Origin of the sequence: Streptomyces sp. NPDC002669 (assembly GCF_042889165.1) — a bacterium.
Taxonomy (GTDB): Bacteria; Actinomycetota; Actinomycetes; order Streptomycetales; family Streptomycetaceae; genus Streptomyces.
Genome location: NZ_JBIAQQ010000008.1, coordinates 276,901 through 303,731, shown reverse-complemented (window position 1 = coordinate 303,731; position 26,831 = coordinate 276,901). Strand labels below are relative to the sequence as shown.

Below are 26,831 nucleotides of genomic sequence, written 5' to 3'. Positions count from 1 at the left end.
CCCGAGGTGAATGCTTCGTCGACCTTTTTGTCGAGGCCGGAGAGGGTTCCTTCGACGTCCTTCTTCGTGGTGTCGTAGACCTTCTGCAGCTTCGCGGTGACCTCGGCACGCCGCTTCTCGTCCCGGGTCTTGGTCTCGCCCTTGCCGCCGTCGACCTGCTTCCCGGCCGTGGCCCTCGTCGCGGTCAACGCATTCATGGCCCGGGCGCCGGAGGCGGCGGCGTTCGCCTTCGCCGCATTCAGCTGCTGGGTTTCGGCCGCCCTGCCCTTGGCGGGGGCCTTCGCGGAGTCCGCCTCGGCGGTCTTCTTCGCCGACAGCGCCTGGTCGAACTCCGGCTCGTTGCCCCTGGCGAGCTGCTCCTCGGTGACCTCGGCATCGGCCAGGGTTTGGTCGTTGGCGGCCGGACCGGCGGAGAAGTCGGTGACCGCCGCGGGCTGCTTCTCCGGTACCGCGTCGGTGGGGGAGGGGGCGCCGGGGTTGGGCGGGGCCTGGTCGGGGGTCATCGGGGTGACCGGTTTGTCCTTGGCCGCCGATGTGTCGGGCGGGGCCTTGGTGGCGGTGTCGATGTCCTTGGCCGAGGAGTCCTTGCCGTCCTTGACCTTCCCGTCGACCTCGTCCTTGATCTTGTCGGCCTTGCCCGACTTGGAGAACTTGTCCGCCTGGTCGAGATTCTTCGGCGCCTGCGCGTCGATGGCCTTGTTCACCGCGTCGATGAACGCCCGCTTGTCGAACTCCCCCGGCTTCGCCGCGTTCATCTTCTCCGCGTTCGCCGCCTTGCCCTGCGCCTCCTTGTCATCGGGCGGGGCGACGGCGGCGTCCTGCGCGGACTTCGACTCCGCCGTGGCCGGGGCGTGGGCGGACAGTTTCGTCCTCTTCGCCGCCACGTCCGCCTTCACCCGGCGAAAACCGGGGGCCTGCGCGGGGGACGGCTTGACCGGGGCGGTGTAGCGCTGCGCGACCAGGCGGGACACGGCCCGGTTGCCCGCCGCACGCTGCAGCCGCTGAAGGCTGCGGGGATCGGCGCCGGGGACGGGGGCGGGGCGGTCACCGGCCGGACGCTCCGCCGCAGGCGCCTGCGTACGCGAGACCTCCGTACGCGAGACCTCCGTACGGGCAGGGGCGGGGTCCTTCTCCGGAACCGCCCTCATCCACCCTCCCGGCCCACCGATGTGCAGCCCGCTTCCGCCGCCTCAGAGTGCGTGCGGGACGCAGTACCCGCGCAGGGCGGTGGGACAAGGGATGGGGCAGTGTGGTGTGCCCTTCAGGGCAACGGTTCGGCAGGAGCGTTGAACCAGCAGGTCAGGGTGTCGGTTCTCGCACCTGTCCGTGTCCCGGCCGCTCGCACGAGGTACGGAGCGCTGCCAGCGCGTCCCGGACGCCTTCCGGGGCGAAGACGTGCGGGGCGGCGACACCCGGGTCGGCGTCCAGGACGACGTAGTGCTCCGGGACGTAGGACAGGTCGCCCCAGGGCTCCCGGGTGTGCGCGCGGGCCAGCGTTCGGCCGCATTCCGTGCAGCCGATCCATGGGACCACCAGGAGCCGGTCGTGAAGCCCGACCGTTGTTCCGGGCAGGGGCGCCGTGGCGTCGTCCTCCACCAACCGCAGGGTCGAGTGGCTTCCGTCGCCGGAGTCCGGACGGGGGAGCGATTCGAGGGGCACGGGCCACATTCCCCAGGTCTCGCAGACCACGGCGATTTCTACCCGGGTGGTTTCGTCGATGGCCACTCGATGCTTCTGGAGGGCGGATACGAGCAGTTGGAGGCCGCCCTCCTGCTCGCCGATGTTCCAGCAGGCCATGACGTCCTGGGCATCCTCGGCCGGCAGGAGCGCGGAGAGCCGGCGCCACACGGCAGCTTCATCGGTCACTCGGGGAGGTTAACGGGGCCTGCGGACACGGCGAATCGGCGCGGCGGGCAGCCGGACAACCGGACAGTCGGGTGGTCGGCGGAACGCCGGTCGACGAGCCGGGCGCGAGCCGGTGCGAGAGGCCCCGTGACGTGACCGAATCGCAAGTTCTGTTGATCGGCCCGGATATGACCGAGCGTCTAATCTGTTGCCTCCATGTAGTCCACAGGGGGTCGCATGCACAGCGAGGGTACGGACGGCCGTGATGCGGGCGGCGGGCAGGGCGATGAATCCCCCCGCAGGCCCGATGACGGCTGGACGGACGACTGCCTCCGGAGCGACTCGACCGAGCACGCGCAGCCGTGGTCGGAGACGCAGCCGGCCCCCGAGGCGGCGGGCCGTGCGACGGCGACCCCCGCCCCGCACCACGTGATCGACGGTCGTTACGAACTCCTGCACAGCCTCGGGCGCGGTGGCATGGGCGAGGTCTGGGAAGCCCTGGACACCCGCCTCGACCGGCACGTCGCGGTGAAGGGCCTGCTCGGCCGGGACGCCGTGGGAGCGGCCACGCAGGAGCAGATGATGCACCGGGCGCGGCGCGAGGCCGCGGCCATCGCCAAGATCAGGCACCAGAACGTGGTGGCCGTGCACGACAGGGTCGAGTCCGGCAACCAGGTCTGGATCGTGATGGACCTGCTCGACGCGCGTTCGCTCGCGGACCTGATGCGCGCGGAACAGCGGCTCTCGGTGCGGCGGACGGCCGCGATCGGCCTCCAGGTGCTGGGCGGGCTGCGGGCCGTGCACGAGGCGCGGGTGGTCCACCGCGACGTGAAACCGTCCAACATCCTCTTCGCCAAGGACGACTTCGCGATCCTGGCGGACTTCGGGATCGCGACCTTCGACGGTGCCGTGCCGCTCACCAGGGCCGGGGAACTCATCGGAACGTTCAAGTACTTGGCGCCCGAACTCCTCGGCCAGACGTCGGAGCAGAGTGCCGCGACACCGGCGTCCGACCTGTGGTCGCTGGGCGTCACGCTGTACGAAATGGTCGAGGGCAGGCACCCGTTCGACCGGACCAACGAGTACGAGGTCCTGGTCGCGGTCTGCCGGTCGGACCCGTTGCCGATGGAACACGGCAAGGAGCTGGCCGAGGTCGTGGGCCGGCTGATGCACAAGGACCCGCAGCAGCGGCTGAGTGCGGAGACCGCGGAGGAGATGCTGCGGAAAGTGCTCCGCAGGACCGCTGTGCCCCAGGCCGCCTCCTCCGTCTCCACTCCCACTCCCACATCCGCCCCCGAGCCCGACCCCGCTCCCGAGCCCGCTCAGGCAGAGGCGGAGAAGGCAGGGGCGGAAGCGGCGGAGGAGGAGAAGGGGAACGCGGCGTCCGCCCCCGTGACGCCGAAGGCGCCGCCGCGCGTACCGCCCGTACCACCCATGCGCGCCCCCCGGAAGCCGGAAGGGCAGGAACAGGGACAGGGACAGGGCGGCAGGAAAGGCCGGGGGTGGCAGAAGGCCGCAGTGGGCGTGGTGTGCGCGGCGCTGCTGGCCGGTCTCGTATGGGGCGGCGTGGAATGGCTGGGGAAGGACGGCGGGACGGACCCGGGCGGCCGGTCGGGGCCACAGCCCGTGTCGGAGCCGTACATCAAGAAGCAGCCGACCCTGACCGTGGGCGTCAAGGACGACCAGCCCGGTCTGAGCGAGCGGATCAAGGGCGGGGCGTACCGGGGGTACGAGGTCGACCTGGCCTACGCGATCGCGCACGACATGGGGTACAGCCGTGAGCGCGTCGTCTTCGTGCCCGTGAGCAGTGAGAACCGGAGCACGAAGCTGGAGATGGGCGAGGTGGACCTGGTCATCGCCACCTACAGCATCACGGAGGAGCGCAAGCACGCGAAGGCACCGGACTACAGCGTCGCGTTCGCCGGTCCGTACTACGTGGCGAGCCGCAGCTTCATGGTCCGCAGGAAGGCGAAGGCCGTCTCGATCGACGACTCCAGGGTGCTGAAGAAGAAGGAGCTGGAGGTGTGCACGGCGAGGGGGTCGACGTACGAGGGGTGGCTGCCCAAGGCCGGTTACACCATGACGGAGCTGCTCCCGAACGGCTACGACCGGTGTGTACGGGACCTGCTGGATCCCACGTCGCCGGTCTACGCGGTGAGCACGGACGACGTCATCCTCGCCGGGTTCGTCAAGGACGATCCCACCCAGCTGAAGCGGCTGGACAGCAGCGCGGGCGCGGAGGGCTACGGCGTCGCGATGAACCCGGACGAGAAGGGGCTCAAGAAGGAGGTGTGTTCGGCACTGGAGAGGATCATGACCGACGGGTCCTGGGAGAAGCTGTACGCCGACCACCTCTCCCGGCTGCTGGACAGGACGAACCCGCCGAGGAAGCCGAAGATGACGGAGTGCCGGTCCTGACGTGACGGTTTGACGGGTCGGCAGGCCGGCGGGGCCGGGGATCGGCTCAGCGGTCGACGACCCACGCGGCGTCGGCCGGGGGCCGGCCGGTGGCGAGGATGTGGTGGACGATCCGGAACGCCTCGTCGAGGGGCACGGTGTCGGTGTCCGGGTACTCGTCGCACTGGCCGTTCGAGAGCACGAAGCCGTCGCTCCACCCGTCGGCGTCGGCCCCGGGGTCCGCGGCGTGTCCGCCCGGGTCCCCGGGGTGTTCGAGGAGCATCACCATCGCCCGCTCGGTGTTGCTCACGACGGCCAGGGACCGTCCGGACGCGCTTTCCCACCAGGTGTCGAGCTTCCCTGCGGCGATCCTGTTCCGGAGCACTTCCGTCACCGTGTCCGCGGTCGTCGGGGCGGCGCCGTCCGTCAAGGTCCATGACTCCATGGGGCGACCCTCTCACGGTGCGGACCTGCGACATCGGCGCCCCCGGCCGGCCGCCGGGGCCCAAAACACGTGGAGGCGTCCGGTGCCGACGGTCATGATGGCGCCATGAGCAATCGTGCGCCCGCAGCCCCCGTGGAAGCCCTGATCGTCGTGGACGTCCAGGCCGACGCCGTGACCGGTGACCGGGCGGTGCCCGACGCCGTACGGCTCGTGGACCGGACGGCGGACCTGATCGCACGGGCGCGGCGGGACGGGGCGCTCGTCGTCCACGTGCAGAACGACGGGGAGCCCGGCGCCGGTGACGAACCGGGCACGCCCGGCTGGGAGTTGCACCACCCCGTCGAGCCGTCCCCCGTGGAGACCGTGATCCGCAAGACCTGGGACGACGGCTTCGAGGAGACGTCGCTGGGAAGCCTGCTGACCGGTCACGGGGTCCGGTCGCTCGTCGTCTGCGGCGTGATGTCGGAGATGTGCGTCCAGGCCACGGCCCGTACGGCCCTGGCGCTGGGGTACCGGGTCGTCATGCCGCACGACGCCCACGCGACGCACGACATACCTGCCGCGCCCGGGATCAGCGACCTGGTCCCGGCCGCCGCGGTCTCGCGGGTCGCCGAGTGGGCCCTGGGCAGCGACCTGGAGGTCGTGGCCCGTGCCGAGGACGTGGCGTTCACCGCCCTGCCCCCGCGTACCGGCTGAAGGCCGAGGAGAGAGGGCGGTCAGTCGGGCCTGAGGGAGCGCCAGACCCGGTCGGGCAGGATGCGCGCGGCCTGCGCGAGGTCCATGTCGTCCGTACGGGCCAGTCGGCGGTGCGCGATCTCGGTGACCGGCCCCATGACCAGGACCTCCAGGATGGGCGCCGGCACGGGGGCGATCTCGCCCGCCAGGACCCGCGGCGCCATCCACTCCGAGATGACCGCCAGTTTGGCCGCCTTGGCGGTACGGATCTCGTCGGTGTGCGCCGCGAGGCAGCCGGAGTGGGCGGACGCGTGCAGGAAGAGCGCGGCGTCCGGGTGCTCCTCGGTGAAACGCAGATGGGCGACGATCAGGGCCCGGATCCCGGTACGGGCGGTGCGCGCGCGGTGCAGCGCGGCGATCATCGCGTCGAAGAGCTGCTCCATGCAGCGGGTGTACAGGGCGGCGGCGAGCCCGTCGAAGCTGCCGAAGTGGTGGTAGAGGCTGCCGAGGCTGACGCCGCTCGCCTCGGTGACCGCGGTGACGGTGAACCCCGGCCGGCCGGACGCCGCGTACACCTCCAGCGCTGCGGTCAGGAGCCGGTCGACGGTGACCTCACCGCGTTGTTGCTTAGCCACGGTGACCCCGCCCTGTTGGCGTCGTCGTGTCCGCAGCCCGGTTGTGCGTCGCCCGGTTGTCCGCCATGACGACACCCTATCGCACCGTAATTGGATGATTTTTCTAGAAAAGAACTCTATGAGTCCGGTCGTGCGGTTCCTGTGTGCGAGAGGCCGGGACGGGAACCGCGGGGCCCGCTCGCGGCGTCCTCACGCGCGTGCCACCCATACGGGCCCGCGCCGGAAGCCGTGCGGGGCACGTCACACACAGATCCTGAGGAGCAGCATGAGCGTTAACGGCAGCACGCGATCCCGGAGCGGCAGCCGCAGCAGCACCGGTCTTCCGGCCCGGCGCGGCACCCGCAGGGCTCTCCTGGACTGCTCGAAGGCGCTGCTGATCGTCGGGCTCGTCGTGGGCGCGGCCACCGCGTGCAGCGACTCGTCGAAGAAGGACGGGACCCACGCGGCCAAGGAGTGGAAGGCCGGTGACTGTGCCGGACCGGACAAGGAGGTGAAGGACAGCTACCAGCCGATGGACTGCGACGAGGCCGGGGCGACGATCAAGGCGCTTGAGGTCAAGGGCGGTTCGATGTTCTCCGACGCCGTCCAGTGCCCGGCCGGGACGGACGCGATCATCTCGGTGAAGGTGTCCTACGGTTCCGGTGACGCCAAGTCCGGGCTCCCGAGCAAGACCATCTGCGGCCGCAATCTGTCCGGTGACCACCCCGGCGACGCCGGTGCGGGCGGCGGTCAGCTGGTGAAGGGCGACTGCGTCACCGACAAGGCCAAGGAGGTCGCCTGTGCCGGTGCGGGCAGCGGCGTGACCAAGGTGGTCGACCTGAAGGAGAAGGCCGAGCAGTGCCCGTCCGGGTCCGACCCGATGGAGCTGTTCCCGAGCCCGGGCCGTCCGTACAACGCGATCTGCACGGGCAAGATCTGACCGGACGGTTCGGTCCGGGTCCGATCGGTTCGGGTCCGATCGGGTCCTCGGGATCCCTGAGGTCCTTCGAGTCCCTGTGAACGGACACCGCGCGGCCGGTGGAGCACCCGCTCCACCGGCCGCGCCGCGTTTCCGGCGCGTCCGGATCGGCTCCGGCGCGTCCGGATCAGCGGGCGTGGGCCGGGGCCCGATCCGGGGCGGTGAGCTCGTCGACGGTGCGGGCGACCGTGCCGAACAGGTCGCGGACCGTGGTCAGGCTCGCGGCCTGCAACGCGTCCGCCGTGAGGACGGAGCCGTCCGGGGCCCGCAGCGGACGGGTCGCGGTGGCCTCGGCGACGACGGTCGGGCGGTAGCCGAGGTTGAAGGCGCCCTGCGCGGTGAACAGGACGCACATGTGCGTCATGAACCCGGCGATGACCAGGTCGCCGCCCCCGGCCCCGAGGCCCCGCAGGACCTCGTCGAGGTCCGTGCCGTGGAAGGCGTCGGGGACCTGCTTGACGATCACCTTCTCGCCCTCGGCCGGGGCGACCTCGTCGCTGATCGCGCCGATCCCGGCCCGGATGTCGTACGGGGTGCCCTCGCCGCCGTCGTTCATCACGTGGACGACCGGGGTGCCCGCGGCACGGGCGGCGGCGAGCAGCCGGGCACCGGCGGCGAGGGCCCGCTCGGCGTCGTCGAGCCGCATCACGCCGGAACGGTAGGTGTTCTGGAAATCGATCATCAGCAGGGTCGACCCGCTCAGGCGGGGCAGCCCGTCGGGCAGGCCGATCACGTCGCGCAGGGTGGTGGACGCCGTCATGGAGAGGCCCTTTCCGGTCGGGGAGGGGCGGATCGGCCCCACGGTGTATTCGACGCTAACACATTTCGTAAGCGTTGATAACGGCAGTCTGTGATCGCCGCTCTCCGCTCCGGACAAGCCCAGGTCAGAGGCGTTAGCGCTGTTATCGTGGAAGCCATGTCGACGGCACGAGAGCGCATCCTGGAAGCCACCGCGGAACTGCTCGCGACCAAGGCCGCTCCGGCGATCTCGACCCGGGCCATCTGCGACCGGGCCGGAGTCGGCATGCCCGAGATCTACCGCCAGTTCGGCGACAAGCAGGGGCTGCTCACGGCGGTGGCCGAGGTCGGTTTCGAGCGCTTCCTCGCCAACAAGAGGCGCAATCCGCTCACCGACGACCCGGTGGCGGACCTGCGGGCCGCCTGGGACAGCCATGTCGCGTTCGCGCTGCGCAACCCGCACCTCTACCGGCTGATGTTCACGCCCGCCGCGGAACCCGGACCGCGGGCGATCGAGGACGCGCAGGCCCTGCTTTTGGCGGCCGTGGAACGCTGCCGCGACGCCGGACGGCTGCGTACGACCCCCGAACTGGCCGGCCGGTCGATCCTCTCCGCCAATGTGGGCGTGTGCCTGATGGCGCTGTCCTTCCCCGAGCCGTTCGGGAGCCCGGACGTCTCGCGGTCGGTGCGGGACGCCGTGATCGGGAAGGTCACCGGCGACGAGCGGGAGGACGCGCGGGTCGGCACCGCGACCGTCCTGGCCCAGGCCCTGGTCGGCACCCTCACCGGAGCCGCGCCGGTGGACCCCGCGGCCGTCGACGACCTGGCCCGCGCGCTCCGGCCGCCGACGCGGGAAGCCTGAGCGCCCCGGGCGGTCCGGGAGGCCCGAGTGCCCCGAACGAGCCGTCGTCAGCCGTCGTTCCCGGTGTCCCGGCGGAACAGGGCGGTCCAGAGGAAGGGTTCGCCGAAGAGCGGGGAGTCGGACGGCTCGTCGTGCATCCGGCGGAGCTCGACCTCGGTCAGGGCGGAGAAGATCCGGCGCAGCGAATCCGGCGTGTAGGCGAGACCGCCCTGGAGGCCGCCGCGCTCGTAGAAGGCGGCGTCGGGCAGTTCGGAGCCCATGCCCGGCCCGTCGGTCCCGCCCGCCGCGAAGCAGCTGAGGGCGAAGTGGCCGCCGGGGGCGAGGCAGTTGTCGAGGAGGGCGAGGTAGCTGACGCGGCGGTGGGGCGGCAGGTGGTGGAAGCAGCCCGAGTCGTAGACCAGGTCGTACGGCCCGGTCAGCTCCGTCGCCGCGAGGTCGAAGGCGTTGCCGTGGTGGAACCGGACGGCGTCCCCGGCCCCGGCCTCGCGGGCGCGTTCCTCGGCCCAGGCGATGGCCGAACCGGACAGGTCGACGGCGTCCACCTCGAAGCCCAGCGACGCCAGGTGGAGGGCGTTGCGGCCCGGCCCGCAGCCCAGGTCGAGGGCCCGGCCCGGCGTGACCGGGCCGCGTTCGGTGTACGAGACGAGGTTCTCGTCCGGCTTCGCCACGAAGAACGGCACGGGCCGGTCCCGGTCCGCGTAGAAACCGTCCCACCAGGAGCCCGCACCGGCCGTCCAGCGGTCGGCGTCGGCTGCGAACAGGCCGTCCATCAGCCGCAGTACGTCATCCATAGTGTGTATGTCGCGGTCCACGGGGGACCCCCTTTCAGGTCTTTTCGGCGAACGGCGATCGTAGGCCCGCCCGGTCCCTCCGCCCGCCCGAAACCCCATACCAGCAACGGTTCGATGGGTAATCGGACTTGGCCCGGGGACCACCCTGCGCGGGTCCGATTGCGTGGCGGAGCCGCCAACGGTGCGGCGGAGCGAGGAGAGTGGGGGCAGCGGTACGGAAGACGAAGGAGGACCGATGGTGGGTGTCGTGGCGAACCAGCGGAACGGTGCGGTCGGGCAGTCCATGGAGGTTCTGGAGGCGCGGGAGCGACTCCTGCGGGCGGGGCGCGAGTTGTTCGCCCTGTACGGGTACGCGCATACGAGCGTCGAGGATCTGTGCGTCCGGGCGAAGGTGCCCACGCACGTCTTCCACCAGGAGTTCCTCTCCCGTGAGGTGCTGCTGATGGCGCTGTACGACGAGGTGGCGACCCACGGGATCCGCGCGGCCGAGAACGCCCTGATGGCGGAGGGCATGGAGGACTGCACCACGACGGAACGGGTCCGGCTGCTCTTCGAGGCGTACGTCAAGGCGGTCACCGTGGACCCGTGCGCCGCCAGGGTGGCCTTCGTCGAGGTGCTGGGGGTGAGCCGGGAGGTGGACAAGCACCTGGCCACCTGGCGGTCGATGTGGATCGAGTTCCTCACGTCCGAGGCCGAGCGCGCCGTGCGCCGGGGCGAGGCCGTGGAGCGGGACCACCTGGTCACCGTCACGGTGCTGAACCACTCGGTGGACGAGCTCATGGCCCATCACGGCCGGCGTCCCCGGCAGGTCGACGCCGAGTGGCTGACCGACGAGCTGACCCGGCTCTCGCTGGCCATGATCCTGTCGTCCTGACCTGACCTGACCTGACCTGACCCGCCGCGGGCCGCCCCGACTCGCCGCGGGCCGGGCGACCCGCAGTGCCGTGAACCGAATAATGGGGGAATGGCGAACGGCGCGGATCACACGGAACGACCGGACGACGAGATCACGACCGTCCTGACCGGCGTCGGGCCCCGGCTGCGGGCCCTGCGCCGGGAGCGCGGCACGACCCTGGCCCAGCTCAGCGAGACGACCGGGATCTCCCTCAGCACCCTCTCCCGCCTGGAGTCCGGCGGCCGCAAACCCACGCTCGAACTGCTCCTGCCCCTGGCCAAGGCGTACGGGGTGCAGCTGGACGAACTCGTCGGAGCCCCGGCCACCGGCGACCCGCGCGTTCACTTCCGCCCCTTCGTCCGCGACGGCATGACGTTCGTACCGCTCACCCGGCACCTCGGCGGGCTGCACGCGTACAAGCAGATCCTGCCCGGCAGCCGGGGATCGACGGGGCCGCTGGAGCAGCGGGTGCACGAGGGGTACGAGTGGCTGTACGTGCTGGCGGGGCGGTTGCGGCTGCTGCTGGGGGAGCACGATCTGGTGCTCACGGCGGGCGAGGCCGCCGAGTTCGACACGCACACCCCGCACGCCTGGGCCAGCGCCGGGCCGGAGCCGGTGGAGTTCCTCAGCCTGTTCGGTCAGCAGGGGGAGCGGATGCACGTGAGGGCCCGGCCCACCCAGCGGTGAGCCGCCCCGGGAGCCCACCCGGTCGCCACCGGGGGGCACCGGCTCACGGGCGGGCCGTGTACGGGCCGCCCACGCCCCACGCCTGGTGCATCGCGTCGGCGAACGCGCCCGCCAGCAGGTGTTCGCCGGTGGGGCCGGGGTGCGTCCCGTCGTACGTGTCCCGGTGGATGTCGTACCCCGGCGGGCGGGAGGCCAGCAGGATCGGGGACATCGGCTCGTCGAGGTCGGCGACGACCTTCGCCAGGAGTTCGTTGAAGCGGTCGCACTCGGCGGCGAACGGGGCGTCCGACTCGGCCCGGACGTTCGGTATCACGGGCATGAAGACCATCCTGACGTGCGGGTTCGCGGTGCGGGCCGCCGCGACGAACGCCCTGGCGTTCAGCGCGGTCTGGTCGCTGTCGGTGTAGAACCCGAGGTCTATCAGGCCGAGCGAGACGAGCAGTACGTCGGTGCGGTGCTCGGCCACCGTGCCGGCTATCACCGGGGCCATGTGCAGCCAGCCCTCGCCCCAGCCGGCCAGGTGGGCGCGGGCCGCGGCGGGGAAGTCCGGAGCGCCGTACTCGTGACCGACGGGGGCATTCGCCGATGTGTCGTACAACGTGCTGCGCGGCCCGACGATCGAGAACGGCGTACCGAGGGTGGCGGTGAGGTGCTGCCACATCCGGTAGCGCCAGGTGAAGTCGCCGGCGCAGCCGATGGTCATGGAATCGCCGACAAACGTGAACCGCATGGCGTCATCATCGCGGATCACCGCTCCGGCCTGCGACGTGACGATGGACACTTGGGCCATGCGTTCGTACCTGACTGTGTCCGCGGCCGCCGCGCTGCTCCTCCTCGCCGGGCCGGCCCCGGCCGTGGCCGACGACGGGGCCGATCAGAGCTTCACGATCGACGACCCCCGGATCACCGAGTCCAGCGGCCTCGCCGCCAGCCGCGCCCACCCCGGCGTCTACTGGACGCACAACGACAGCGACGACGGGCCGTACGTCTACGCCGTGGACTCCCGCACCGGGAAGACCGTCGCGACGATCACCCTGCGCGGGGTCGGCCGGCCGCGCGACGTGGAGGCCATCTCGCTCGGCCCCGACGGCAACCTGTACGTCGGTGACATCGGCGACAACCTGAACGGCAGCTGGGACCACGTCTGGATCTACCGCTTCCCGGAGCCGAAGGAGCTGAAGGACGCTACGGTCCGGGCCACCCAGTTCGACGTGAAGTACGCCGACGGCCCGCGCAACGCGGAGGCACTGATGGTCCACCCCAAGACGGGGCGGGTCTACATCGCGTCGAAGAACGAGGACGGCGGCGGACTGTACGAGGGCCCGGAGAAGCTGACCACGGGCGGCGCCAACGTGTTCAGGCGGGTGGGGGAGGTGCCGTGGGTGACGGACGGGGCGTTCTCGCCGGACGGCAAGGAGCTGCTGCTGCGTTCCTACTTCAGCGCCCGCGCCTACGCCTTCGAGAACGGCAGGCTCGGCGCCGACCACGCCGTGCGGGCCCCGATCCAGCGGCAGGCCGAGTCGGTGACGTACACGGCGGACGGGTCGGCGCTGATGTTCGGCTCGGAGGGGGAGCAGAGCGACGTGGAACGGGTGGAGGTGATCGGACGGGCCGGTGAGGACGGGAAACGGGCGTCCGGGGACGGCACCTCGTCCGACGGCGACGCGGACAGTGGGGGGAGCATCGGTCTGACCGGCACGCTGGCGCTGGTGGGGGTGGGCTTCCTGGTGTTCCTGGGGCTGCGGCGGAAGAAGGGCTGACCGTCCGGGGCGGCGGAAGGACCGACCGCCCGAAGGCCGCCCCCGGACCGCCCGAAGGACCGACCGCCCGAAGGCCCCTCGTTCACTTCCCGGCGCGCTGCTCGACGAGCACCTCGAAGCCGTCGATCAGCCGTTGCAGGCCGAACGCGAAGTGGTCGGTGTCGTAGCTGAAGGCGTCCTCGTCGAGCGCCGCCATCAGCGGATAGTCGCCGCTCGCCATGGCCCGTTCCAGGTAGGGGGTCTGGCTCTCCCAGAAGGCGTCGTCGCTCAGCCCGGTCTGCCGCGCGGCCTCGACGGCCTGGAGCCGGGTGCGGGCGATGCCCTCCACGAAGCTGTTGACCGTGATGATCGTCGAGATCAGCTCCCGGCCGGACAGCCCCATGCCCCCGAGCCCGGCGAGGGCCCGTTCCAGACCCCGCAGGGCGCTGGGGCCGAGCACCGTGCGCGCCTGGTTGACCTTGAGGAGCCAGGGGTGGCGGTCGAGCTGCTCCAGATAGGTGCGGGCCATGGTGGCGAGCGCGACGCGCCAGTCCGCCGGTACGTCGGCCGGGGCGGTGTCCAGGGACTCGCCCAGTACGTGGTCGAGCATCAGGTCGAGCAGTTCGGCCTTGCCGGGGACGTAGCGGTAGAGCGACATCGTGCCGGTGCCCAGGTCGGTGGAGAGCCGGCGCATCGAGAGGGCGGCCAGTCCCTCCGCGTCGGCGATCGTCACGGCGGCGGTGACGATCCGGCCGAGGGTGAGAGCCGGTTTGGGGCCGCGGCTGGGACGGTCGCCGGTGCCCCAGAGGAGTTCCAGACTGCGCGCGATGTCACCGCTGCCGGTCGTCGTCCCGTCCGCCCCACCCGCTGAAACGCTTTTCGTCATGGGTTCAGCGTAAGACCGCGGCCAAAAAGTGAGTACGCTGTACTCTAATTCGGGTACGGTGTACCCAATTCATTGACGAAGGGGGTCCGGGCATGGCCGTGAGCGAATGTGCCGTACGTGCCGAGGGAGTGGTGAAGCGGTACGGGAAGCGGGGCGCGGAGGAGAAGAGGGCGCTCGACGGATTCGACCTGGCCGTCGGGGCCGGCACCGTCCACGGGCTGCTCGGGCCCAACGGGGCCGGCAAGACCACCGCCGTGCGCGTCCTGTCGACGCTGCTGCGGTTCGACGGGGGGCGGGCCGAGGTCGCCGGGGCGGACGTGGCCCGCGACCCCCGGCTCGTACGCGAGAGGATCGGGCTCACCGGGCAGTACGCCGCGGTCGACGAGGTCCTGACCGGGCGGCAGAACCTGGAGATGTTCGGGCGGCTCTTCCGTCTGGGCGGCGCGCGGGCCCGGCTGCGGGCCGCGGAGTTGCTGGAGCGGTTCGACCTGTGCGACGCCGCCGACCAGGGGGTCGGGGAGTACAGCGGCGGCATGCGGCGCCGCCTCGACCTCGCGGCCTCGGTGATCCTCGCGCCCCGGGTGCTGTTCCTGGACGAGCCGACGACGGGGCTCGACCCGCGGGGCCGGGGCGAGGTCTGGGACAGCGTACGGGCGCTGGTCGAGGGTGGCACGACGGTGCTGCTCACCACCCAGTACCTGGAGGAGGCCGACCGGCTCGCCTCGCGCATCACTGTCATCGACCGGGGCCGGGCCATCGCCGACGACACCCCCGACGGGTTGAAGAACCGGGTGGGCGGCGACCGGATCGAGGTCGTCGCGGCCGAGTCCGCCGACCTGCCCGCGGTCGCGCGGGCCGTGGAGCGCGTCGCCGGGACCGGCCCCGTCGTCCGGGACGAGGAGGCCCGCCGCGTCCACGCCCAGATCGCCACCGACCGGGTCGCCGCGCTCACAGAGGTCGCGCGCACCCTCCAGGACGAGGGCATCGGGATCGAGGACATCGGGCTGCGCAGACCGAGCCTCGACGACGTGTTCCTGAACCTGACCGGGCACCGCACGAAGGCATCCGAAGAGTTCGAGAAGAAGGAGGCGGCGGCATGACCGCCCTCGCACCGCACCCGGCCGGCCCCGCACGCGGCCGGATCGGCTGGGCACTCGCCGACAGCTGGAACGTCACCCGGCGCAGCCTCACCCACTACCAGCGCCAACCGACCGCCATCATCTGGCAGTTGGGCTTCCCGATCCTCTCCGTGCTGCTGTACGGGTACGTCTTCGGCAGCGCCATGAAGGTGCCCGGAGGCGGCGACTACCGGGAGTTCCTGATGCCGGGCATGTTCGCCACGACCATGGCGATGGGGTTCATGAACACCGCGATGGCCGTGGCGACCGACATCAACAAGGGCGTCGTGGACCGGTTCCGCTCCATGCCGATGGCGCCGTCCGCGGTCTCCGCCGGGCGCGGCCTCGCCGACCTGGTGGTCGCCGCCGCCGAACTGGTGATCCTCGCGGTGACGGCCCTCGCGATCGGCTGGCGCGCGGACGGCGGACCGGCCGCCGCCGTCGGCGCGTTCGGACTGTTGCTGCTGCTCCGGTTCAGCCTGATCTGGGTCGGCGTCTGGCTGGGGCTCCTGCTCCCGGACCCGGAGTCGGCGGGCGGCCTGTACGCCGTCGCCTTCCCGGCCACGATGATCTCCAGCGCCCTGGTCGCCCCCTCCCTGATGCCGGGCTGGCTGGGCACCGTCGCCGCCTGGAACCCGATCTCGTCGACGGTCACGGCGGCCCGTGAACTCTTCGGCAACCCGGTGGCGGGCGGCGGGACCTGGGTGGAGGAACACGCCCTGCTGATGGCGGTGGTGTGGCCGCTGGTGCTGACCGCGGTGTTCCTGCCGCTGGCGGTGCGGCGGTTCCAACACCTGAGCCGTTGAGCCGCAGGGCTGCTCAGCCGAAGAGTCGCCGGGTTGCCGGACCTCGTTGTCAGTGGCCCGTGCGAGCATGCGCTCCGTAAGGAAGCACGGGAAGTACAGGAACAGCGCTTACGGAGGGCCCCATGGGCACCTGGGACACCGGTCACTTCGACAACGACACCGCGGCGGACTTCTCCGGGCAGGTCGACGACACGCCGGAGAACGAACGGGAAGCGGTGATCCGCCAGGCCCTGGAGGCGGCCCTCGCCCCCACGGACTACCTGGACAGCGACGACGGGGCGGTCGCGGTCGCGGCGGCGGCGCTGGTCGCCGCCCAGTGCCCGGGTGGCGAGCCGGTGACCACCGCGTACGGCCCCGACAAGGCGCTGCCGACTCTGGCGACGGACCTGCGCCCCCTCGCGGTGAAGGCCCTCGACGCGGTGCTGGGCGAGGACTCGGAGCTGCGCGAGCTGTGGGACGAGGGGGGAGACGAGCAATGGGCCGCGGGCATCGCCCGGCTCCGGGAGGTGCTGGTGGCCGCGTCCGGCTGATCAGCCGCGGGGGCGTCCGGCCCGGATGAGACCGTCGACGTCGAGGGTCACCGGGGCGCCGATCGACTCGGGCAGCGTGACCGTCTGCCCGGGGGCGTACACCTGGTGACTGTCGTAACCGCCGCTGACGGGCTCCGTCAGGACGTGCACCCGGCCGTGCCTGCGGTCGACGATCACGTACACCGGGATCTTGGCCTCGGCGTACGCGACGACCTTGTTGCGCAGGTCGTTGTTGTAGTTGCTGGAGGTGACCTCCAGCACGAGGCGGAAGACGGCGGGGTCGTAGCAGTTGTTCTCGATCAGGTGCTCGTCGAGATCGGCGTCGACGATCGCCAGATCGGGAATGGCGTAGTCCTCGGGGCCGCCGGGGAGCCACAGGCCGATTCCCTGGAGGACGTCGGTTGCCTGCCCGTGGAGCCCTGCGGCAAGCAGCGGAACCACGACTCTGGTGAGCACCCTGGCGTGCCGCCCGTCCGGGAGCGGACCCACGACGATGACGCCTCCGATGATCTCGACGCGATACCCCGGGCAGCACTCCATGATTCTGTTCGCCGCGGTGAGCAGTGTTTCCGGTTCACCGGCACGGGGGCGGTCGGTTGTCGCTGCGGGCATGGCGGGCCTCCTGGGGGAACGTCGGGGCCATCGTCGTGGGGAGATCCGGCCGTCCGCACGCCTGTGGCGTCCCATCACCCGCCCGGATGAACGAGAAGGGCCCCGCGCCGGCACGCGGGGCCCTTCCTCGTACGGGTGCTGCGTACGGGTACTACACCGTCACAGCTTCTCGATCACGTAGTCGATGCAGGCCGTCAGCGCCTCGATGTCCGCCGGGTCGATCGCCGGGAACATCGCCACGCGCAGCTGGTTGCGGCCCAGCTTGCGGTACGGCTCGGTGTCGACGATGCCGTTGGCGCGCAGGGCCTTGGCGACGGCCGCGGCGTCGATCTCGTCCGAGAAGTCGATCGTTCCGATGACCTGCGAGCGCTTGGCCGGGTCGGTGACGAACGGGGTCGCGTACTTCGACTCCTCGGCCCAGCCGTACAGGTTCCGCGCCGAGGCGGCCGTGCGGCCGGTGGCGAAGTCCAGGCCGCCCTGGGTGTTCATCCAGGTCAGCTGCTCGTTCAGGAGGAAGAGCGTGGCCAGGGCCGGGGTGTTGTACGTCTGGTTCTTGAGGGAGTTGTCGATCGCCGTCGGGAGCGAGAAGAACTCCGGGACGTGCCGGCCCGAGGCGTGGACCCGCGCGGCGCGTTCCAGGGCCGCCGGGGAGAAGACGCCGATCCAGAGGCCGCCGTCGGAGGCGAAGGACTTCTGCGGGGCGAAGTAGTAGACGTCCGTCTGGGCGATGTCGACCGGCAGGCCGCCCGCGCCGGAGGTGGCGTCCACCAGGACGAGGGCGCCCTCGTCGGCGCCCGCGACGCGCTCGATCGGCGCGGCGACGCCGGTCGAGGTCTCGTTGTGCGTGAAGGCGTAGACGTCGACGCCCGCCTCGGCCCGCGGGTCCGGGTGGGTGCCCGGGTCGGAGGCGATCACGGTCGGGTCGGCCAGCCACGGGGCGAGCTTGGCGGCCTTCGCGAACTTCGAGGAGAACTCGCCGAAGTTCAGGTGCTGGGACTTCGTCTCGATCAGTCCGTGCGTCGCGATGTCCCAGAAGGCGGTGGAGCCGCCGTTGCCCAGGATCACCTCGTAGCCCTCGGGGAGGGAGAAGAGGTCGCGCACGCCCTGACGCACCGAGCCGACCAGGTTCTTGACCGGGGCCTGGCGGTGGGACGTACCGAGAAGGGACGTGCCGGTGGCGGCCAGGGCGTCGAGCGCCTCCGTCCGCACCTTGGAAGGACCGGCGCCGAAGCGTCCGTCGGCGGGCTTGATGTCAGCGGGAATCTGGATATCGGCCACGAACCGGAGCGTAGTACCTCACGGACACGGCCGGACACCGTGTCCGTGAGGTGAGATATGTTCCCCGGTCCGTGGACGGTGCCGGGAAGGCCGGTGCACGGCGCACCGGGAGAGGGCCGGTCAGCCCAGACGTACCGGCAGCTCGTGCAGGTCGTTCTGGGTGACGATCGGCTTGTTCCGCAGCTCGGAGGCGGGCACGGCGAGCTCCAGCTCCGGGAACCGCTCGTACAGCGCGGGCAGGGCCACCCCCGCCTCCAGCCGGGACAGCGCCGCACCCGGGCACACGTGCGGGCCGTGGCCGAAGGCGATGTGGCGGTTGGGGGAGCGGGTGACGTCGAACTCACCGGCCGACGGACCGTGCTGCGTCTCGTCGCGGCCGAGCGCGCCGAAGGACACGATCAGCGCCTCGCCCTTCGGCAGCACCTTGTCGCCGACCCGGACGTCCTCGGTGGCGAACCGGATCAGGACGTGCGACGTGGGGGAGTTCCAGCGCAGCGTCTCCTCGATCACGTTCTCCCACGGCACCTCGCCGCTCAGCACCCGCGCGCGCTGCTCGGGGTGGGTCTGGAGCGCGACGACCGCGTTCACGACCAGGCTGATCGTGGTCTCGTGACCGGCCGCGATGATCAGCTGGAGGGTGTTGACGATCTCCTCGTCGGTGAGGTGGTCGCCGTCCTCGGAGGCCGCGATCAGGGCGCTGGTGAGGTCGTCGCCCGGGTTCTTCCGCTTGCCGTCGACGATCTTCGTGAAGAGCGCGCCGAGGTCCGCCATCATCTGCGGGACCTCCTCCGGCGGCGTCTGCGTCGAGAAGAACTTCTCGAAGAGTTCCTTCAGCCGCGGGTGGTCCGCGCTGTCCACACCCATCAGTTCGCTGATGACGTTCATCGGCAGCGGGTAGGCGAACTCCGCCTTCAGGTCGACCGGCTCGCCCTTCGGCAGCGCGGCCAGCCGGTCCAGGCTCGCCGTGGTCAGCGCCTCGATGCCGGTGCGCAGCCGTTCCACCCGCTTCACGGTCAGCGCCTGCGCGACCAGGGTGCGCAGCCGGCGGTGGTCCGCGCCGTCGACCGTGAGCATGGAGCGGCCCGGGTTGGCGAGGCCGATCAGTGGCCAGTCCATCGGTATCTCGCCGCGCTGCCAGGCGTTCCAGACATCGATGTCCTTCACGATCCGGCTGTCGGTGAGCAGCTGCCGTGCCTCGGCGTGGTGGGTGACCGCGTAGCAGGGCACCCCGCCCGGGAGTTCCACCTCGGCGAGCGGACCGGCGGCCCGCAGCCGGGCGCTCTCGCCGTCGAGGTCGGTGACGAAGGGGTCGAGGGCGATCCGGGTCATCTCTGGTCTCCGGTGTCGGTTGCTGTGGTGGGGCCCAGGGCAGGGGTGGGCGTGAACGTCACCGGCAGGTCGGTCAGGCCCCGCAGCCACGGGGACGGCCGCCGGGTGAGCTGTTCGGCCGGGACGGCGAGGTCGATGTCCGGGAGCCGGTCGAGCAGTACCTCGATGCCGGTACGGGCGATGACCTCGGCGGTCTCCTGGGCCGGGAACGGGCAGCGGTGCTCACCGTGGCCGAAGGAGAGGAAGGCGTTGTTGCCGCCGGTCAGCGCGGAACCGTCGGTGCGGACCTGCGGGTCGGCGTTGGCGGCGGCGATGCCCAGCAGCAGCAGGTCGCCCGCCTGGATGTGGCGTCCGCCGAGGTGGGTGTCGCGGGAGGCCCAGCGGCCCGCGACGTTCTGGGTCGGGGTGTCCTCCCACAGCACTTCGTTCATGGCCTCGGCGACGCTGTGCCGGCCGCCCGACAGGGAGGCGGCGAACCGGTCGTCGGTGAGCATGAGCCGCAGCGAGTTGCCGATCCAGTCGGCGGTCGGCTGGTGGCCCGCGGCCATCATGACCATGAGGTCCTGGGCGACCTCCTCGTCGGTGAAGCCGCCGCGGTCGGCGAGCATCCGCGAGGCGACGTCGTCGCCGGGCGCGGCGTGCTTGTCGGCCAGCAACTGCACCATGGACGAGGCGAGGTGCTGCTGCCCGGCCAGTGCCCGTTCCCGGCCGTCGATCATGTCGTTGAGCGAGCCGACGAGCGCGGCGCCGACGGTGTCGGCGAAGCCGTAGAGCTTCGCCAGGACGAGCGCGGGGATCAGCATCGCGTACTCGGCGATGATCTCCGTGCGGCCGGTGGAGCAGAACCGGTCGATGAGGCCGTCGGCGAACTCCTCCGCGTACCGCTTGAGGGCGAACGGGTCGACGGCCTCCAGCGCGTTGCTGATCATCGCGGCGCGTTCGGTGTGCCGGGGGCCGACCGTGTACAGGATCGACGGCTGCTTGCGGCCGATCATCGGCAGCAGCGGCCAGTCGGCCGGGATGCGGTCCCACTGGTTCCACAGGTCGGAGTCGCGGCTGAACAGCACCGGGTCGGCGGTGACCTGGTGCAGTTCGCGGTAGCCGAGCACCAGCCAGGCGGGGACGTCGCCGTCGAGCACGACGGGGGCCACCGCACCGTGGTCGCGGCGCATCTCCCGGTACAGCCGGGCCGGTTCGGTCTGGAACCGGGGGCCGGAGAGCGGCATGCGGCCCTGGTGGGACACGGGGCAGCCGGAGACCGGCACCGGGGGCTGGGTCACGGGGTGGGCTCCGGGGTCATCGCCGGGGTGATCTCCGGGCTCGGGTCGGGGGCCGGGGCGTCGGCGGCCCGCTTCTGGGAGAGGGTGCGCAGGTACTCGACCAGCGTGATCAGTACGTACTTGCTGGACGAGCGGTCCCGGGCGTCGCACTCCACCAGGGGCACGTCGTCCGGGAGGTCGAGCGCCTCCCGTATCTGCTGCTCGCTGTGGAGCGGGCCGCCGAAGTCGTTGCACGCCACGATGAACGGCGTGCCGTGGTGCTCCAGGCGGTCGATGGCGTACCAGGAGTCGGCGAGCCTGCGGGTGTCGACGAGCACGACGGCGCCGAGGGTGCCGGAGAACAGCCGGTCCCACAGGAACCAGAAGCGCTCCTGGCCGGGGGCGCCGAAGAGGTACAGCACCGAGCGGGCGTCGAGCGAGATCCGGCCGAAGTCGAAGGCGACGGTCGTGGACGTCTTCGACTGCACGCCGTCGAGGCGGTCGACGGCCTCGCCCGCGCGGGTCATGGTCTCTTCCGTGTTCAGCGGACGGATCTCGCTGACGGAGCGGACCATGGTGGTCTTGCCGACCCCGAAGCCGCCGACGACGACGATCTTCAGTCCGTTGTCGGCCGTCGCCTGCAGGGCGGCACGGTCAGAGGTTGCGGAGTCCAACGAGCACCTGTTCCAGGATGTCGGGGTCGGGGAGCCGGTCCGCGACACGGGCGGTACGGGGGTGGCGGGCGCTGATGCGGCCGGTGTCCAGCAGATCGGACAGCATGATCCGGACGATGCCGACGGGCAGACCGAGGGCCGCCGCGATCTCCACGACCGCGGTGGGCCGTTGGCACATCCGCAGGATCGTGACGTGCTCCGACTGCATGCCGGGGGTCGGCTCGCACTCGGACACCACCAGCGTCACCAGGTCGAACGCGTCCGAGTCGGACCGGCTGCGGCCCCCGGTGAGGGTGTACAGCCGGTCCGGATCGTCGTCCCGGCCGGGCCGGGGACGGGGACGGGTGGTCATACGGTCGCGGTCGCGTCGGCGGCGGGGGAGCGCGGCGGGGCGCTGAGGTGCTCGCCGAGCTGCTCGACGAGTTCGCTCATGTTGTGCCCGATGAGGCCGACGTCGGAGTCCTCGGAGGCGACGACCGCGAGGTGGGCGCCGTCGCCCGCCTCGACGATGAACAGCACCCCGCCGTAGAACTCGGCCATCGCGGACCGTACGCCGCCGGTGCCGTCACCGAACTCGATGGAGGCGCCGTGCGACAGGCTCTGGATGCCGGCGGAGATCGCGGCCAGCTGGTCGGCCTGGTCGACGGAGAGCTCGGGGGTGCGGCACAGCTTGAGGCCGTCCCTGGACAGGACGAGGGCGTGACGGGTGCCGGGGGTGCGCTCCAGCAGCCCCTCCAGCAGCCAGTTGAGCTTCTCGTCGGTGGTCGCGGTCATCGGGTGTTGCCTTCTTCCGGGTGCGGGGAATTGGCCCGAACAGCCTGGCGGAAGCTGCTGAAGCGGGCTGCCTGTTCCTTGGGGTCGGAGGTGCGGGGGCGGGGGGTCCTCGCCCCGTCCGTGGTGGCGTTGGCGCGGGCCTCGGCGGCGGCGAGGGTACGGCCGCGGCGGCGCTTGGGCAGTCCGCTCTCGCCGAACCGGGGCAGGCTGCCGGTGGTCTCGGAGGCGGCGGAGGCGTCCTCGGAGGCGCTCGCCGAGGTGCTCGCGGAGGTGTTCGCTACGGCGTCCTCGGACGCGGGGGCGGGCGAGGGAACGGGAGCGGCGGCCGGGGCGGGGGCCTGGTCCGGGATCCGGTCCGGTGCCGTGGCCGGGGGCGTGGTGGGCGCGGGCCCGGCGGGTGCCGGGACCTGGGCGGGGGCGCGGGTGAGGAGCTCCTGGGGCAGCATCATCAGGGCGCCGGTGCCGCCGCGCGCGGACGGGCGGAACGACACGGTCAGCCCGTGCTTGCGGGCCAGCCGGCCGACGACGGCGAGGCCGAGCCGGGTGCCGGACAGCCCCGTCAGGTCCCGGACGTCGGCGGACACCGCGCGCTCGGCGCGGCGCAGCTGCACCTCGCTCATGACCAGGCCGCTGTCCTCGACGGTCAGCACGATGCCGGCCGGGACCTCCTCGACGTACACGTGGACCTCCGCCGTGGGCGGCGAGAAGTTGGCGGCGTTGTCGAGGAGTTCGGCGAGCGCGTGCATGACGCCCTCCGCCGCGTGACCGGCGACGGCGACGTCGCTGGTGGAGTGGAGCCGCACCCGCTGGTAGCCGCTGATCCGGCCCATCGCGCCGCGCAGGATCGACTCCATCACGATCGGCTTCGCCCAGCGCCGTCCGGAGCGGGCGCCGGTCAGCACGGCGATGGAGTCGGCGAGCCGGCCCGCCTGGGCGGTGCGGTGGTCCAGGTGGAGCAGGTCGCCCAGGACGTCCTCGGCCGCGTGCCGGTGCTCCATCTCGCGCAGGTCGGCGAGCATGCTGGTGGCCAGGGCCTGCATCCGGCCCGCGGCGTTGGCGCAGGCCGCGAGGGCGGCGGAGCGTTCGGTCTCGCTGCGGGTGGCGCGGGCGGTGAGCCGCTCGATCTCGGCGGTGAACCGCTGGGTGTCGGCGGCGGCCTGGGCGGCGGCGCGGGCGGTCTCGGCCTCCGCGGCCGACCTGATCCGGGCGGTCTCGGCCGCGGCGGCGGACTTGATCCGGGCGGTCTCGGCGGTGAACCGCTGCCCCTCGGCCGCGGAGGCGGACACGAGACGGCTGATCTCACCGGTGAACCGCTGGTTCTCCGAGGCGATACGGGCCCGCAGGCGGTTCGCGGTGCCGCGGGCGTGCACGGCGGTGGCCACGGCGGCGGACAGCAGCACGGCGGCGGCGCCCGCACCCCAGGCCAGCGTGGTCCGCACCGAGTCGGGGGCGGCGACGACCGCCCACAGGCTCAGGGCGCCGGTGACGGCCAGCGATATCAGCAGGGCCGCTGCGGTCGGCCGGGATGAGGGGCTCAATGGGAGTCCTTGGTAGTCCTTGGGGGCGGACGGGTGCGGACGGATGCGGACGGGCGTGCGGTCTTACGGGGTGGTGCGGGTGAAGCGGGTGGTGCAGGTGGTGCGGTCTTGCAGATGAAGCGGGTGGTGCGGGTCGAGCAGGCTGAGCGACCGATTATCGGTCGCGGTCGACTTCGGCCGAGGCCGAGGTCGGGACCGGCCGAGTTCGACCGGTCGAACCGTCCCGTTCCGGGCGGTCCCGGACGGTTCGTCACAGCAGGAGCAAAAGAGACAACTGGAGCTGATGATTCCAAGGTAAGTCGAGGTCACTATATGAGAATTGGTGCTCTCTTTGGGAAGCGCTTGTGGTGTTTTCTGTTGCGTATGTGATCGCGCGTCCGACGTATTCCGACGCAGCGGCGTATTCGCGGGAAACGCGCGGCGCGGGGCGGCCGGGCGGCCCGGCCGACGGCATCCTGGATCCATGGCCGCACACCGGAATCCGACGGAACACCCCGCGCTCGAACGGGACCTGCGCGCCGAGCTCCGCGGGGAGGTCGAATTCGACGTCACCGCACGGGCGTTGACCACGATGGACGCCTCCAACTACCGCCGCGTACCGCTCGGCACCGTCGCCCCGCGCGACGCCGACGACGTCTCGGCCGCCCTCGCGGTCTGCCGCGCGCACGGGGTTCCCGTGGTGCCGCGCGGCGGCGGAACCTCCATCGCGGGCCAGGCCACCGGAACCGGCGTCGTCCTCGACCTCACCCGTCACCTCGACCGCATCGTCGCGCTGGACGCCCCGTCCCGCACCGCCGTCGTCCAGCCCGGCGTGATCCTGGACGACCTGCGCGCCGCCGCCGCCCCGCACGGCCTCACCTTCGGACCCGACCCCTCCACGCACGGCCGCTGCACCCTCGGCGGGATGATCGGCAACAACTCCTGCGGCGCGCACTCGGTCGCCTGGGGCACCACGGCCGACAACGTGCACGCCCTGACCGTGGCCCGCTACGGCGGCGACACCCTGCGCCTGGGCCCGGCCGCGACGACCCCCCTCCCCGACGCGCTGCGCGAACTGCCGGCGTTCGCCGCAGCGAACCTGGCCCTCCTGCGCACCGGCTTCCCCGATTTCCCGCGCCGCATCTCCGGATACGCCCTGGACGCGCTGCTGCCCGAGCGCGGCACCGACCTCGCCCGCGCCTTCTGCGGCAGCGAGGGAACGCTCGGCGTGGTGACGGAGGCGACCGTACGGCTGGTCGAGGCGCCGGCGGCCCGCGCCCTGGCCGTACTCGGCTACGCCGACGAGTCCGCGGCGGCCGAGGCCGCCCCCGGGCTGCTCACGCACCACCCGCTCACCGTCGAGGGCATGGCCGCCGACCTCGTCCGCGAACCGGCCGGGCTGCCGCGCGCCGGGGCCTGGCTCTTCGTCGAGACGGGCGGCGCCACCCCGGCCGAGGCCCGCGCGCACGCCGGACGCGTCCTGTGCGCCGCCGACGCCCTGGACGGCACCGTCGTCACCGACCCGGCCGGGCAGCGGGCCCTGTGGCGCATCCGCGAGGACGCGGCCGGCACCGCGACCCGCATGCCGGACGGCACCGAGGCATGGCCCGGCTGGGAGGACTGCGCCGTACCGCCCGCCCGCCTCGGCCCCTACCTCCGCGAGTTCCGCGCCCTGCTCGCCGGACACGGGCTGCGCGGCACCCCGTACGGACACTTCGGCGACGGCTGCATCCACGTCCGGATCGACTTCGACCTGCTGAGCACGGCGGGCGTGGCCCGCTTCCGCCGCTTCTCCGAGGACCTCGCCGACCTGGTCGTCGCCCACGGCGGATCGCTGAGCGGCGAGCACGGCGACGGCCAGGCCCGCGCCGAACTGCTGCCCCGCATGTACGGGGACGAGCTGGTCGCCCTCTTCGCCCGCTACAAGGACGTCTGGGACCCGGACGGCGGCATGAACCCCGGCATCCTCGCCCGCCCCGCCCGGCTCGACGAGAACCTCCGCTTCGAGGTGCTGCCGAAACGCCCCGTGGACGTCGCGTTCGGCTACCCGCACGACGGCGGCGACTTCTCCGCGGCGGTGCGCCGGTGCGTGGGCGTCGCCAAGTGCCGTACGCCCCGCACCACCGGCGCGGACGTGATGTGCCCGTCGTACCGGGCGACCGGCGAGGAGGCCCACTCCACCCGGGGCCGGGCCCGGCTGCTGCACGAGATGCTCGCGGGCGAGGTGATCACGGACGGCTGGCGGTCGGACGAGGTGCGCGAGGCCCTCGACCTCTGCCTGTCCTGCAAGGGCTGCCGCGGCGACTGCCCGGTGGGCGTCGACATGGCCACGTACAAGGCGGAGTTCCTGCACCACCACTACCAAGGGCGGCTGCGCCCGGCCGCGCACTACTCGATGGGCGGGCTGCCGGTGTGGCTGCGCCTGGCCGCCCCGTTCGCCCCCGTCCTGAACGCCCTGGCCCGGGTCCGCCCCCTGGTGGCCCCGGTCAAACGGCTGGCCGGAATCGCCCCGGAACGCACGCTCCCGGTCCTGCCACGACAGTCGTTCACCCGGTGGCTCGGACGGCGCCGGGGCAGGGGATCGGTGATCCTCTCCAACGACCGGGTGGTCACCCTCTGGCCCGACACCTTCACCGACCGCCTCTCGCCCGGGGTGGGCCGGGCGGCGGTCCGGGTCCTGGAGTCGGCGGGCCGCACCGTGCTGCTGCCGGGCCGGGGCCTGTGCTGCGGCCTGACCTACGTGTCCACGGGGCGCCTCGACAAGGCCCGCAAGGTCATGCGCCGCACCCTGGCCCGGATGGGGGCGAGCCTCGGCGACCCGCTGGTCGTCCTCGAACCGAGCTGCGCCGCCACCCTCCGCACCGACCTGCCCGAACTCCTCCCCGACGACCCGCGCGCCGCCGAACTCGCCGCCTCCGTACGGACCCTCGCCCAGTACCTGGAGGAGTACGCCCCCGACTGGCAACCGCCCCGTCTGGACCGCCCGGTCGCCGGCCAGACCCACTGCCACCAGCACGCGGTCCTGGGCGACGCGGCGGAACGCCGACTGCGCGAACGGGCCGGACTGACCGGCGAACTGAGCGGCGGCTGCTGCGGCCTCGCCGGGAACTTCGGCTTCGAACGCGGCCACTGGGACGTGTCGGTGGCCTGCGCCGAGGAGACCCTGCTCCCCTCGGTCCGGGCGGCGGACCCGGGCACGGCCTTCCTCGCGGACGGCTTCTCCTGCCGCACGCAGCTGGACCAACTGGGCGGCGTACGGGCCCGGCACCTGGCGGAGCTCCTGGCGGAGGGACTGCCCCCGGAACCGGACACCTCCTGAACCCCGCCCCGAGCTTCGAGCCCCGAGCTTCGGACTTCGAGCCTCGGGACGGCCCCGTTCAC

The 26,831-nt window shown here is 72.1% G+C and carries 26 protein-coding genes and 1 pseudogene; 11 read left to right on the top strand and 16 right to left on the bottom strand.

The window, feature by feature from the left end; all coding sequences use genetic code 11:
* Together ACFYW1_RS15925 and ACFYW1_RS15920 are read right to left on the bottom strand one after the other, a co-directional pair.
* Positions 1-1,148 (bottom strand): annotated as a pseudogene (locus ACFYW1_RS15925) (hypothetical protein); the annotation flags it as partial.
* A gap of 151 nt (positions 1,149-1,299) precedes the next feature.
* Complete coding sequence (locus tag ACFYW1_RS15920) at positions 1,300-1,866, bottom strand: hypothetical protein (protein WP_388992093.1); 567 nt, start codon at positions 1,864-1,866, stop codon at positions 1,300-1,302.
* 216 nt (positions 1,867-2,082) lie between these two features.
* Here ACFYW1_RS15920 and ACFYW1_RS15915 point away from each other — a divergent pair, with 216 nt between their 5' ends.
* Positions 2,083-4,263 (top strand): serine/threonine-protein kinase, encoded by a 2,181-nt coding sequence (locus tag ACFYW1_RS15915; protein ID WP_388992090.1) that lies wholly within the window; start codon positions 2,083-2,085, stop codon positions 4,261-4,263.
* Between the two features lie 46 nt (positions 4,264-4,309).
* Here the strand turns inward: ACFYW1_RS15915 and ACFYW1_RS15910 are convergent, their stop codons facing one another.
* Complete coding sequence (locus ACFYW1_RS15910; protein WP_388992087.1) at positions 4,310-4,687, bottom strand: hypothetical protein; 378 nt, start codon at positions 4,685-4,687, stop codon at positions 4,310-4,312.
* A 105-nt stretch (positions 4,688-4,792) separates the two neighbouring features.
* Here ACFYW1_RS15910 and ACFYW1_RS15905 point away from each other — a divergent pair, with 105 nt between their 5' ends.
* Positions 4,793-5,383, top strand: coding sequence for a cysteine hydrolase family protein (locus ACFYW1_RS15905; RefSeq protein ID WP_388992084.1), 591 nt, complete (start codon positions 4,793-4,795; stop codon positions 5,381-5,383).
* A gap of 20 nt (positions 5,384-5,403) precedes the next feature.
* On the opposite strand, the gene ACFYW1_RS15900 is transcribed toward ACFYW1_RS15905, so the two are convergent.
* On the bottom strand, positions 5,404-5,997 hold the full coding sequence (locus ACFYW1_RS15900) for a TetR/AcrR family transcriptional regulator (RefSeq protein ID WP_388992081.1): 594 nt from the start codon (positions 5,995-5,997) through the stop codon (positions 5,404-5,406).
* Positions 5,998-6,262: 265 nt separating this feature from the next.
* Between ACFYW1_RS15900 and ACFYW1_RS15895 the strand changes: the two genes are divergently transcribed.
* Complete coding sequence (locus tag ACFYW1_RS15895; RefSeq protein ID WP_388992077.1) at positions 6,263-6,916, top strand: hypothetical protein; 654 nt, start codon at positions 6,263-6,265, stop codon at positions 6,914-6,916.
* A gap of 166 nt (positions 6,917-7,082) precedes the next feature.
* Here the strand turns inward: ACFYW1_RS15895 and ACFYW1_RS15890 are convergent, their stop codons facing one another.
* On the bottom strand, positions 7,083-7,715 hold the full coding sequence (locus ACFYW1_RS15890) for an isochorismatase family protein (RefSeq protein ID WP_388992074.1): 633 nt from the start codon (positions 7,713-7,715) through the stop codon (positions 7,083-7,085).
* 156 nt (positions 7,716-7,871) lie between these two features.
* Between ACFYW1_RS15890 and ACFYW1_RS15885 the strand changes: the two genes are divergently transcribed.
* Positions 7,872-8,555: a TetR/AcrR family transcriptional regulator gene (locus ACFYW1_RS15885; RefSeq protein ID WP_388992071.1), complete on the top strand. Its 684-nt coding sequence runs from the start codon at positions 7,872-7,874 to the stop codon at positions 8,553-8,555.
* 47 nt (positions 8,556-8,602) lie between these two features.
* Here ACFYW1_RS15885 and ACFYW1_RS15880 read toward each other — a convergent pair whose 3' ends face one another.
* Positions 8,603-9,367, bottom strand: a complete 765-nt coding sequence (locus ACFYW1_RS15880; protein ID WP_388992068.1) for a class I SAM-dependent methyltransferase — start codon at positions 9,365-9,367, stop codon at positions 8,603-8,605.
* 214 nt (positions 9,368-9,581) lie between these two features.
* Here ACFYW1_RS15880 and ACFYW1_RS15875 point away from each other — a divergent pair, with 214 nt between their 5' ends.
* The gene (locus tag ACFYW1_RS15875) at positions 9,582-10,220 is read left to right on the top strand and encodes a TetR/AcrR family transcriptional regulator (protein ID WP_388992065.1); all 639 of its coding nucleotides are present in this window, start codon (positions 9,582-9,584) and stop codon (positions 10,218-10,220) included.
* Positions 10,221-10,310: 90 nt separating this feature from the next.
* Positions 10,311-10,928: a helix-turn-helix domain-containing protein gene (locus ACFYW1_RS15870; RefSeq protein ID WP_388992062.1), complete on the top strand. Its 618-nt coding sequence runs from the start codon at positions 10,311-10,313 to the stop codon at positions 10,926-10,928.
* 43 nt (positions 10,929-10,971) lie between these two features.
* Here the strand turns inward: ACFYW1_RS15870 and ACFYW1_RS15865 are convergent, their stop codons facing one another.
* Entirely contained in the window at positions 10,972-11,658 is a 687-nt protein-coding gene (locus ACFYW1_RS15865) for a GDSL-type esterase/lipase family protein (RefSeq protein WP_388992059.1), read from the bottom strand.
* 58 nt (positions 11,659-11,716) lie between these two features.
* Here ACFYW1_RS15865 and ACFYW1_RS15860 point away from each other — a divergent pair, with 58 nt between their 5' ends.
* Positions 11,717-12,688 carry a WD40 repeat domain-containing protein gene (locus tag ACFYW1_RS15860; RefSeq protein WP_388992160.1) on the top strand — a complete coding sequence of 324 codons (972 nt, stop codon included), beginning with the start codon at positions 11,717-11,719 and terminating at the stop codon, positions 12,686-12,688.
* Between the two features lie 82 nt (positions 12,689-12,770).
* On the opposite strand, the gene ACFYW1_RS15855 is transcribed toward ACFYW1_RS15860, so the two are convergent.
* Positions 12,771-13,553 (bottom strand): TetR/AcrR family transcriptional regulator, encoded by a 783-nt coding sequence (locus ACFYW1_RS15855; RefSeq protein WP_388992056.1) that lies wholly within the window; start codon positions 13,551-13,553, stop codon positions 12,771-12,773.
* A gap of 92 nt (positions 13,554-13,645) precedes the next feature.
* Between ACFYW1_RS15855 and ACFYW1_RS15850 the strand changes: the two genes are divergently transcribed.
* From ACFYW1_RS15850 to ACFYW1_RS15840, 3 genes are all read left to right on the top strand, one after another.
* On the top strand, positions 13,646-14,653 hold the full coding sequence (locus tag ACFYW1_RS15850) for an ATP-binding cassette domain-containing protein (RefSeq protein WP_388992053.1): 1,008 nt from the start codon (positions 13,646-13,648) through the stop codon (positions 14,651-14,653).
* Complete coding sequence (locus ACFYW1_RS15845; protein ID WP_388992050.1) at positions 14,650-15,477, top strand: ABC transporter permease; 828 nt, start codon at positions 14,650-14,652, stop codon at positions 15,475-15,477. Before ACFYW1_RS15850 ends, ACFYW1_RS15845 begins: the two co-directional genes overlap by 4 nt.
* 122 nt (positions 15,478-15,599) lie before the next feature.
* Positions 15,600-16,007 (top strand): DUF4259 domain-containing protein, encoded by a 408-nt coding sequence (locus tag ACFYW1_RS15840; RefSeq protein ID WP_388992047.1) that lies wholly within the window; start codon positions 15,600-15,602, stop codon positions 16,005-16,007.
* On the opposite strand, the gene ACFYW1_RS15835 is transcribed toward ACFYW1_RS15840, so the two are convergent.
* The 8 genes from ACFYW1_RS15835 to ACFYW1_RS15800 all read right to left on the bottom strand — a co-directional run bounded on the left by ACFYW1_RS15835 (position 16,008) and on the right by ACFYW1_RS15800 (position 23,471).
* Positions 16,008-16,619: a Uma2 family endonuclease gene (locus ACFYW1_RS15835; protein ID WP_388992044.1), complete on the bottom strand. Its 612-nt coding sequence runs from the start codon at positions 16,617-16,619 to the stop codon at positions 16,008-16,010.
* A 159-nt stretch (positions 16,620-16,778) separates the two neighbouring features.
* Positions 16,779-17,897 (bottom strand): phosphoserine transaminase, encoded by a 1,119-nt coding sequence (gene serC, locus ACFYW1_RS15830; RefSeq protein WP_388992041.1) that lies wholly within the window; start codon positions 17,895-17,897, stop codon positions 16,779-16,781.
* Positions 17,898-18,017: 120 nt separating this feature from the next.
* Positions 18,018-19,226, bottom strand: coding sequence for a cytochrome P450 (locus ACFYW1_RS15825; RefSeq protein WP_388992038.1), 1,209 nt, complete (start codon positions 19,224-19,226; stop codon positions 18,018-18,020).
* The gene (locus ACFYW1_RS15820) at positions 19,223-20,452 is read right to left on the bottom strand and encodes a cytochrome P450 (protein ID WP_388992156.1); all 1,230 of its coding nucleotides are present in this window, start codon (positions 20,450-20,452) and stop codon (positions 19,223-19,225) included. The genes ACFYW1_RS15825 and ACFYW1_RS15820 overlap by 4 nt, the downstream gene beginning before the upstream one ends.
* Positions 20,453-20,502: 50 nt before the next feature.
* A complete protein-coding gene (locus ACFYW1_RS15815) occupies positions 20,503-21,159 on the bottom strand; it encodes an ATP/GTP-binding protein (protein ID WP_388992035.1) in 657 nt (218 codons plus the stop codon).
* A complete protein-coding gene (locus ACFYW1_RS15810) occupies positions 21,140-21,511 on the bottom strand; it encodes a DUF742 domain-containing protein (protein WP_388992032.1) in 372 nt (123 codons plus the stop codon). The genes ACFYW1_RS15815 and ACFYW1_RS15810 overlap by 20 nt, the downstream gene beginning before the upstream one ends.
* A complete protein-coding gene (locus ACFYW1_RS15805) occupies positions 21,508-21,933 on the bottom strand; it encodes a roadblock/LC7 domain-containing protein (protein ID WP_388992029.1) in 426 nt (141 codons plus the stop codon). Before ACFYW1_RS15805 ends, ACFYW1_RS15810 begins: the two co-directional genes overlap by 4 nt.
* Positions 21,930-23,471 carry a sensor histidine kinase gene (locus tag ACFYW1_RS15800; RefSeq protein ID WP_388992026.1) on the bottom strand — a complete coding sequence of 514 codons (1,542 nt, stop codon included), beginning with the start codon at positions 23,469-23,471 and terminating at the stop codon, positions 21,930-21,932. Before ACFYW1_RS15800 ends, ACFYW1_RS15805 begins: the two co-directional genes overlap by 4 nt.
* Positions 23,472-23,934: 463 nt before the next feature.
* Between ACFYW1_RS15800 and ACFYW1_RS15795 the strand changes: the two genes are divergently transcribed.
* Positions 23,935-26,769: an FAD-binding and (Fe-S)-binding domain-containing protein gene (locus ACFYW1_RS15795; RefSeq protein WP_388992023.1), complete on the top strand. Its 2,835-nt coding sequence runs from the start codon at positions 23,935-23,937 to the stop codon at positions 26,767-26,769.
* Positions 26,770-26,831 lie beyond the last annotated feature (62 nt).

Excerpts from the sequence above, each read along its gene's own strand:
- ACFYW1_RS15840 (WP_388992047.1), top strand. The coding sequence starts at position 15,600 with ATGGGCACCTGGGACACCGGTCACTTCGACAACGACACCGCGGCGGAC.
- ACFYW1_RS15910 (WP_388992087.1), bottom strand. The coding sequence starts at position 4,687 with ATGGAGTCATGGACCTTGACGGACGGCGCCGCCCCGACGACCGCGGAC.
- ACFYW1_RS15890 (WP_388992074.1), bottom strand. The coding sequence starts at position 7,715 with ATGACGGCGTCCACCACCCTGCGCGACGTGATCGGCCTGCCCGACGGG.
- ACFYW1_RS15875 (WP_388992065.1), top strand. The coding sequence starts at position 9,582 with ATGGTGGGTGTCGTGGCGAACCAGCGGAACGGTGCGGTCGGGCAGTCC.
- ACFYW1_RS15895 (WP_388992077.1), top strand. The coding sequence starts at position 6,263 with ATGAGCGTTAACGGCAGCACGCGATCCCGGAGCGGCAGCCGCAGCAGC.
- ACFYW1_RS15860 (WP_388992160.1), top strand. The coding sequence starts at position 11,717 with ATGCGTTCGTACCTGACTGTGTCCGCGGCCGCCGCGCTGCTCCTCCTC.
- ACFYW1_RS15795 (WP_388992023.1), top strand. The coding sequence starts at position 23,935 with ATGGCCGCACACCGGAATCCGACGGAACACCCCGCGCTCGAACGGGAC.
- ACFYW1_RS15805 (WP_388992029.1), bottom strand. The coding sequence starts at position 21,933 with ATGACCGCGACCACCGACGAGAAGCTCAACTGGCTGCTGGAGGGGCTG.
- ACFYW1_RS15915 (WP_388992090.1), top strand. The coding sequence starts at position 2,083 with ATGCACAGCGAGGGTACGGACGGCCGTGATGCGGGCGGCGGGCAGGGC.
- ACFYW1_RS15850 (WP_388992053.1), top strand. The coding sequence starts at position 13,646 with ATGGCCGTGAGCGAATGTGCCGTACGTGCCGAGGGAGTGGTGAAGCGG.
- ACFYW1_RS15825 (WP_388992038.1), bottom strand. The coding sequence starts at position 19,226 with ATGACCCGGATCGCCCTCGACCCCTTCGTCACCGACCTCGACGGCGAG.
- ACFYW1_RS15885 (WP_388992071.1), top strand. The coding sequence starts at position 7,872 with ATGTCGACGGCACGAGAGCGCATCCTGGAAGCCACCGCGGAACTGCTC.
- ACFYW1_RS15865 (WP_388992059.1), bottom strand. The coding sequence starts at position 11,658 with ATGCGGTTCACGTTTGTCGGCGATTCCATGACCATCGGCTGCGCCGGC.
- ACFYW1_RS15845 (WP_388992050.1), top strand. The coding sequence starts at position 14,650 with ATGACCGCCCTCGCACCGCACCCGGCCGGCCCCGCACGCGGCCGGATC.
- ACFYW1_RS15905 (WP_388992084.1), top strand. The coding sequence starts at position 4,793 with ATGAGCAATCGTGCGCCCGCAGCCCCCGTGGAAGCCCTGATCGTCGTG.
- ACFYW1_RS15835 (WP_388992044.1), bottom strand. The coding sequence starts at position 16,619 with ATGCCCGCAGCGACAACCGACCGCCCCCGTGCCGGTGAACCGGAAACA.
- ACFYW1_RS15820 (WP_388992156.1), bottom strand. The coding sequence starts at position 20,452 with ATGCCGCTCTCCGGCCCCCGGTTCCAGACCGAACCGGCCCGGCTGTAC.
- ACFYW1_RS15810 (WP_388992032.1), bottom strand. The coding sequence starts at position 21,511 with ATGACCACCCGTCCCCGTCCCCGGCCCGGCCGGGACGACGATCCGGAC.
- ACFYW1_RS15855 (WP_388992056.1), bottom strand. The coding sequence starts at position 13,553 with ATGACGAAAAGCGTTTCAGCGGGTGGGGCGGACGGGACGACGACCGGC.
- ACFYW1_RS15870 (WP_388992062.1), top strand. The coding sequence starts at position 10,311 with ATGGCGAACGGCGCGGATCACACGGAACGACCGGACGACGAGATCACG.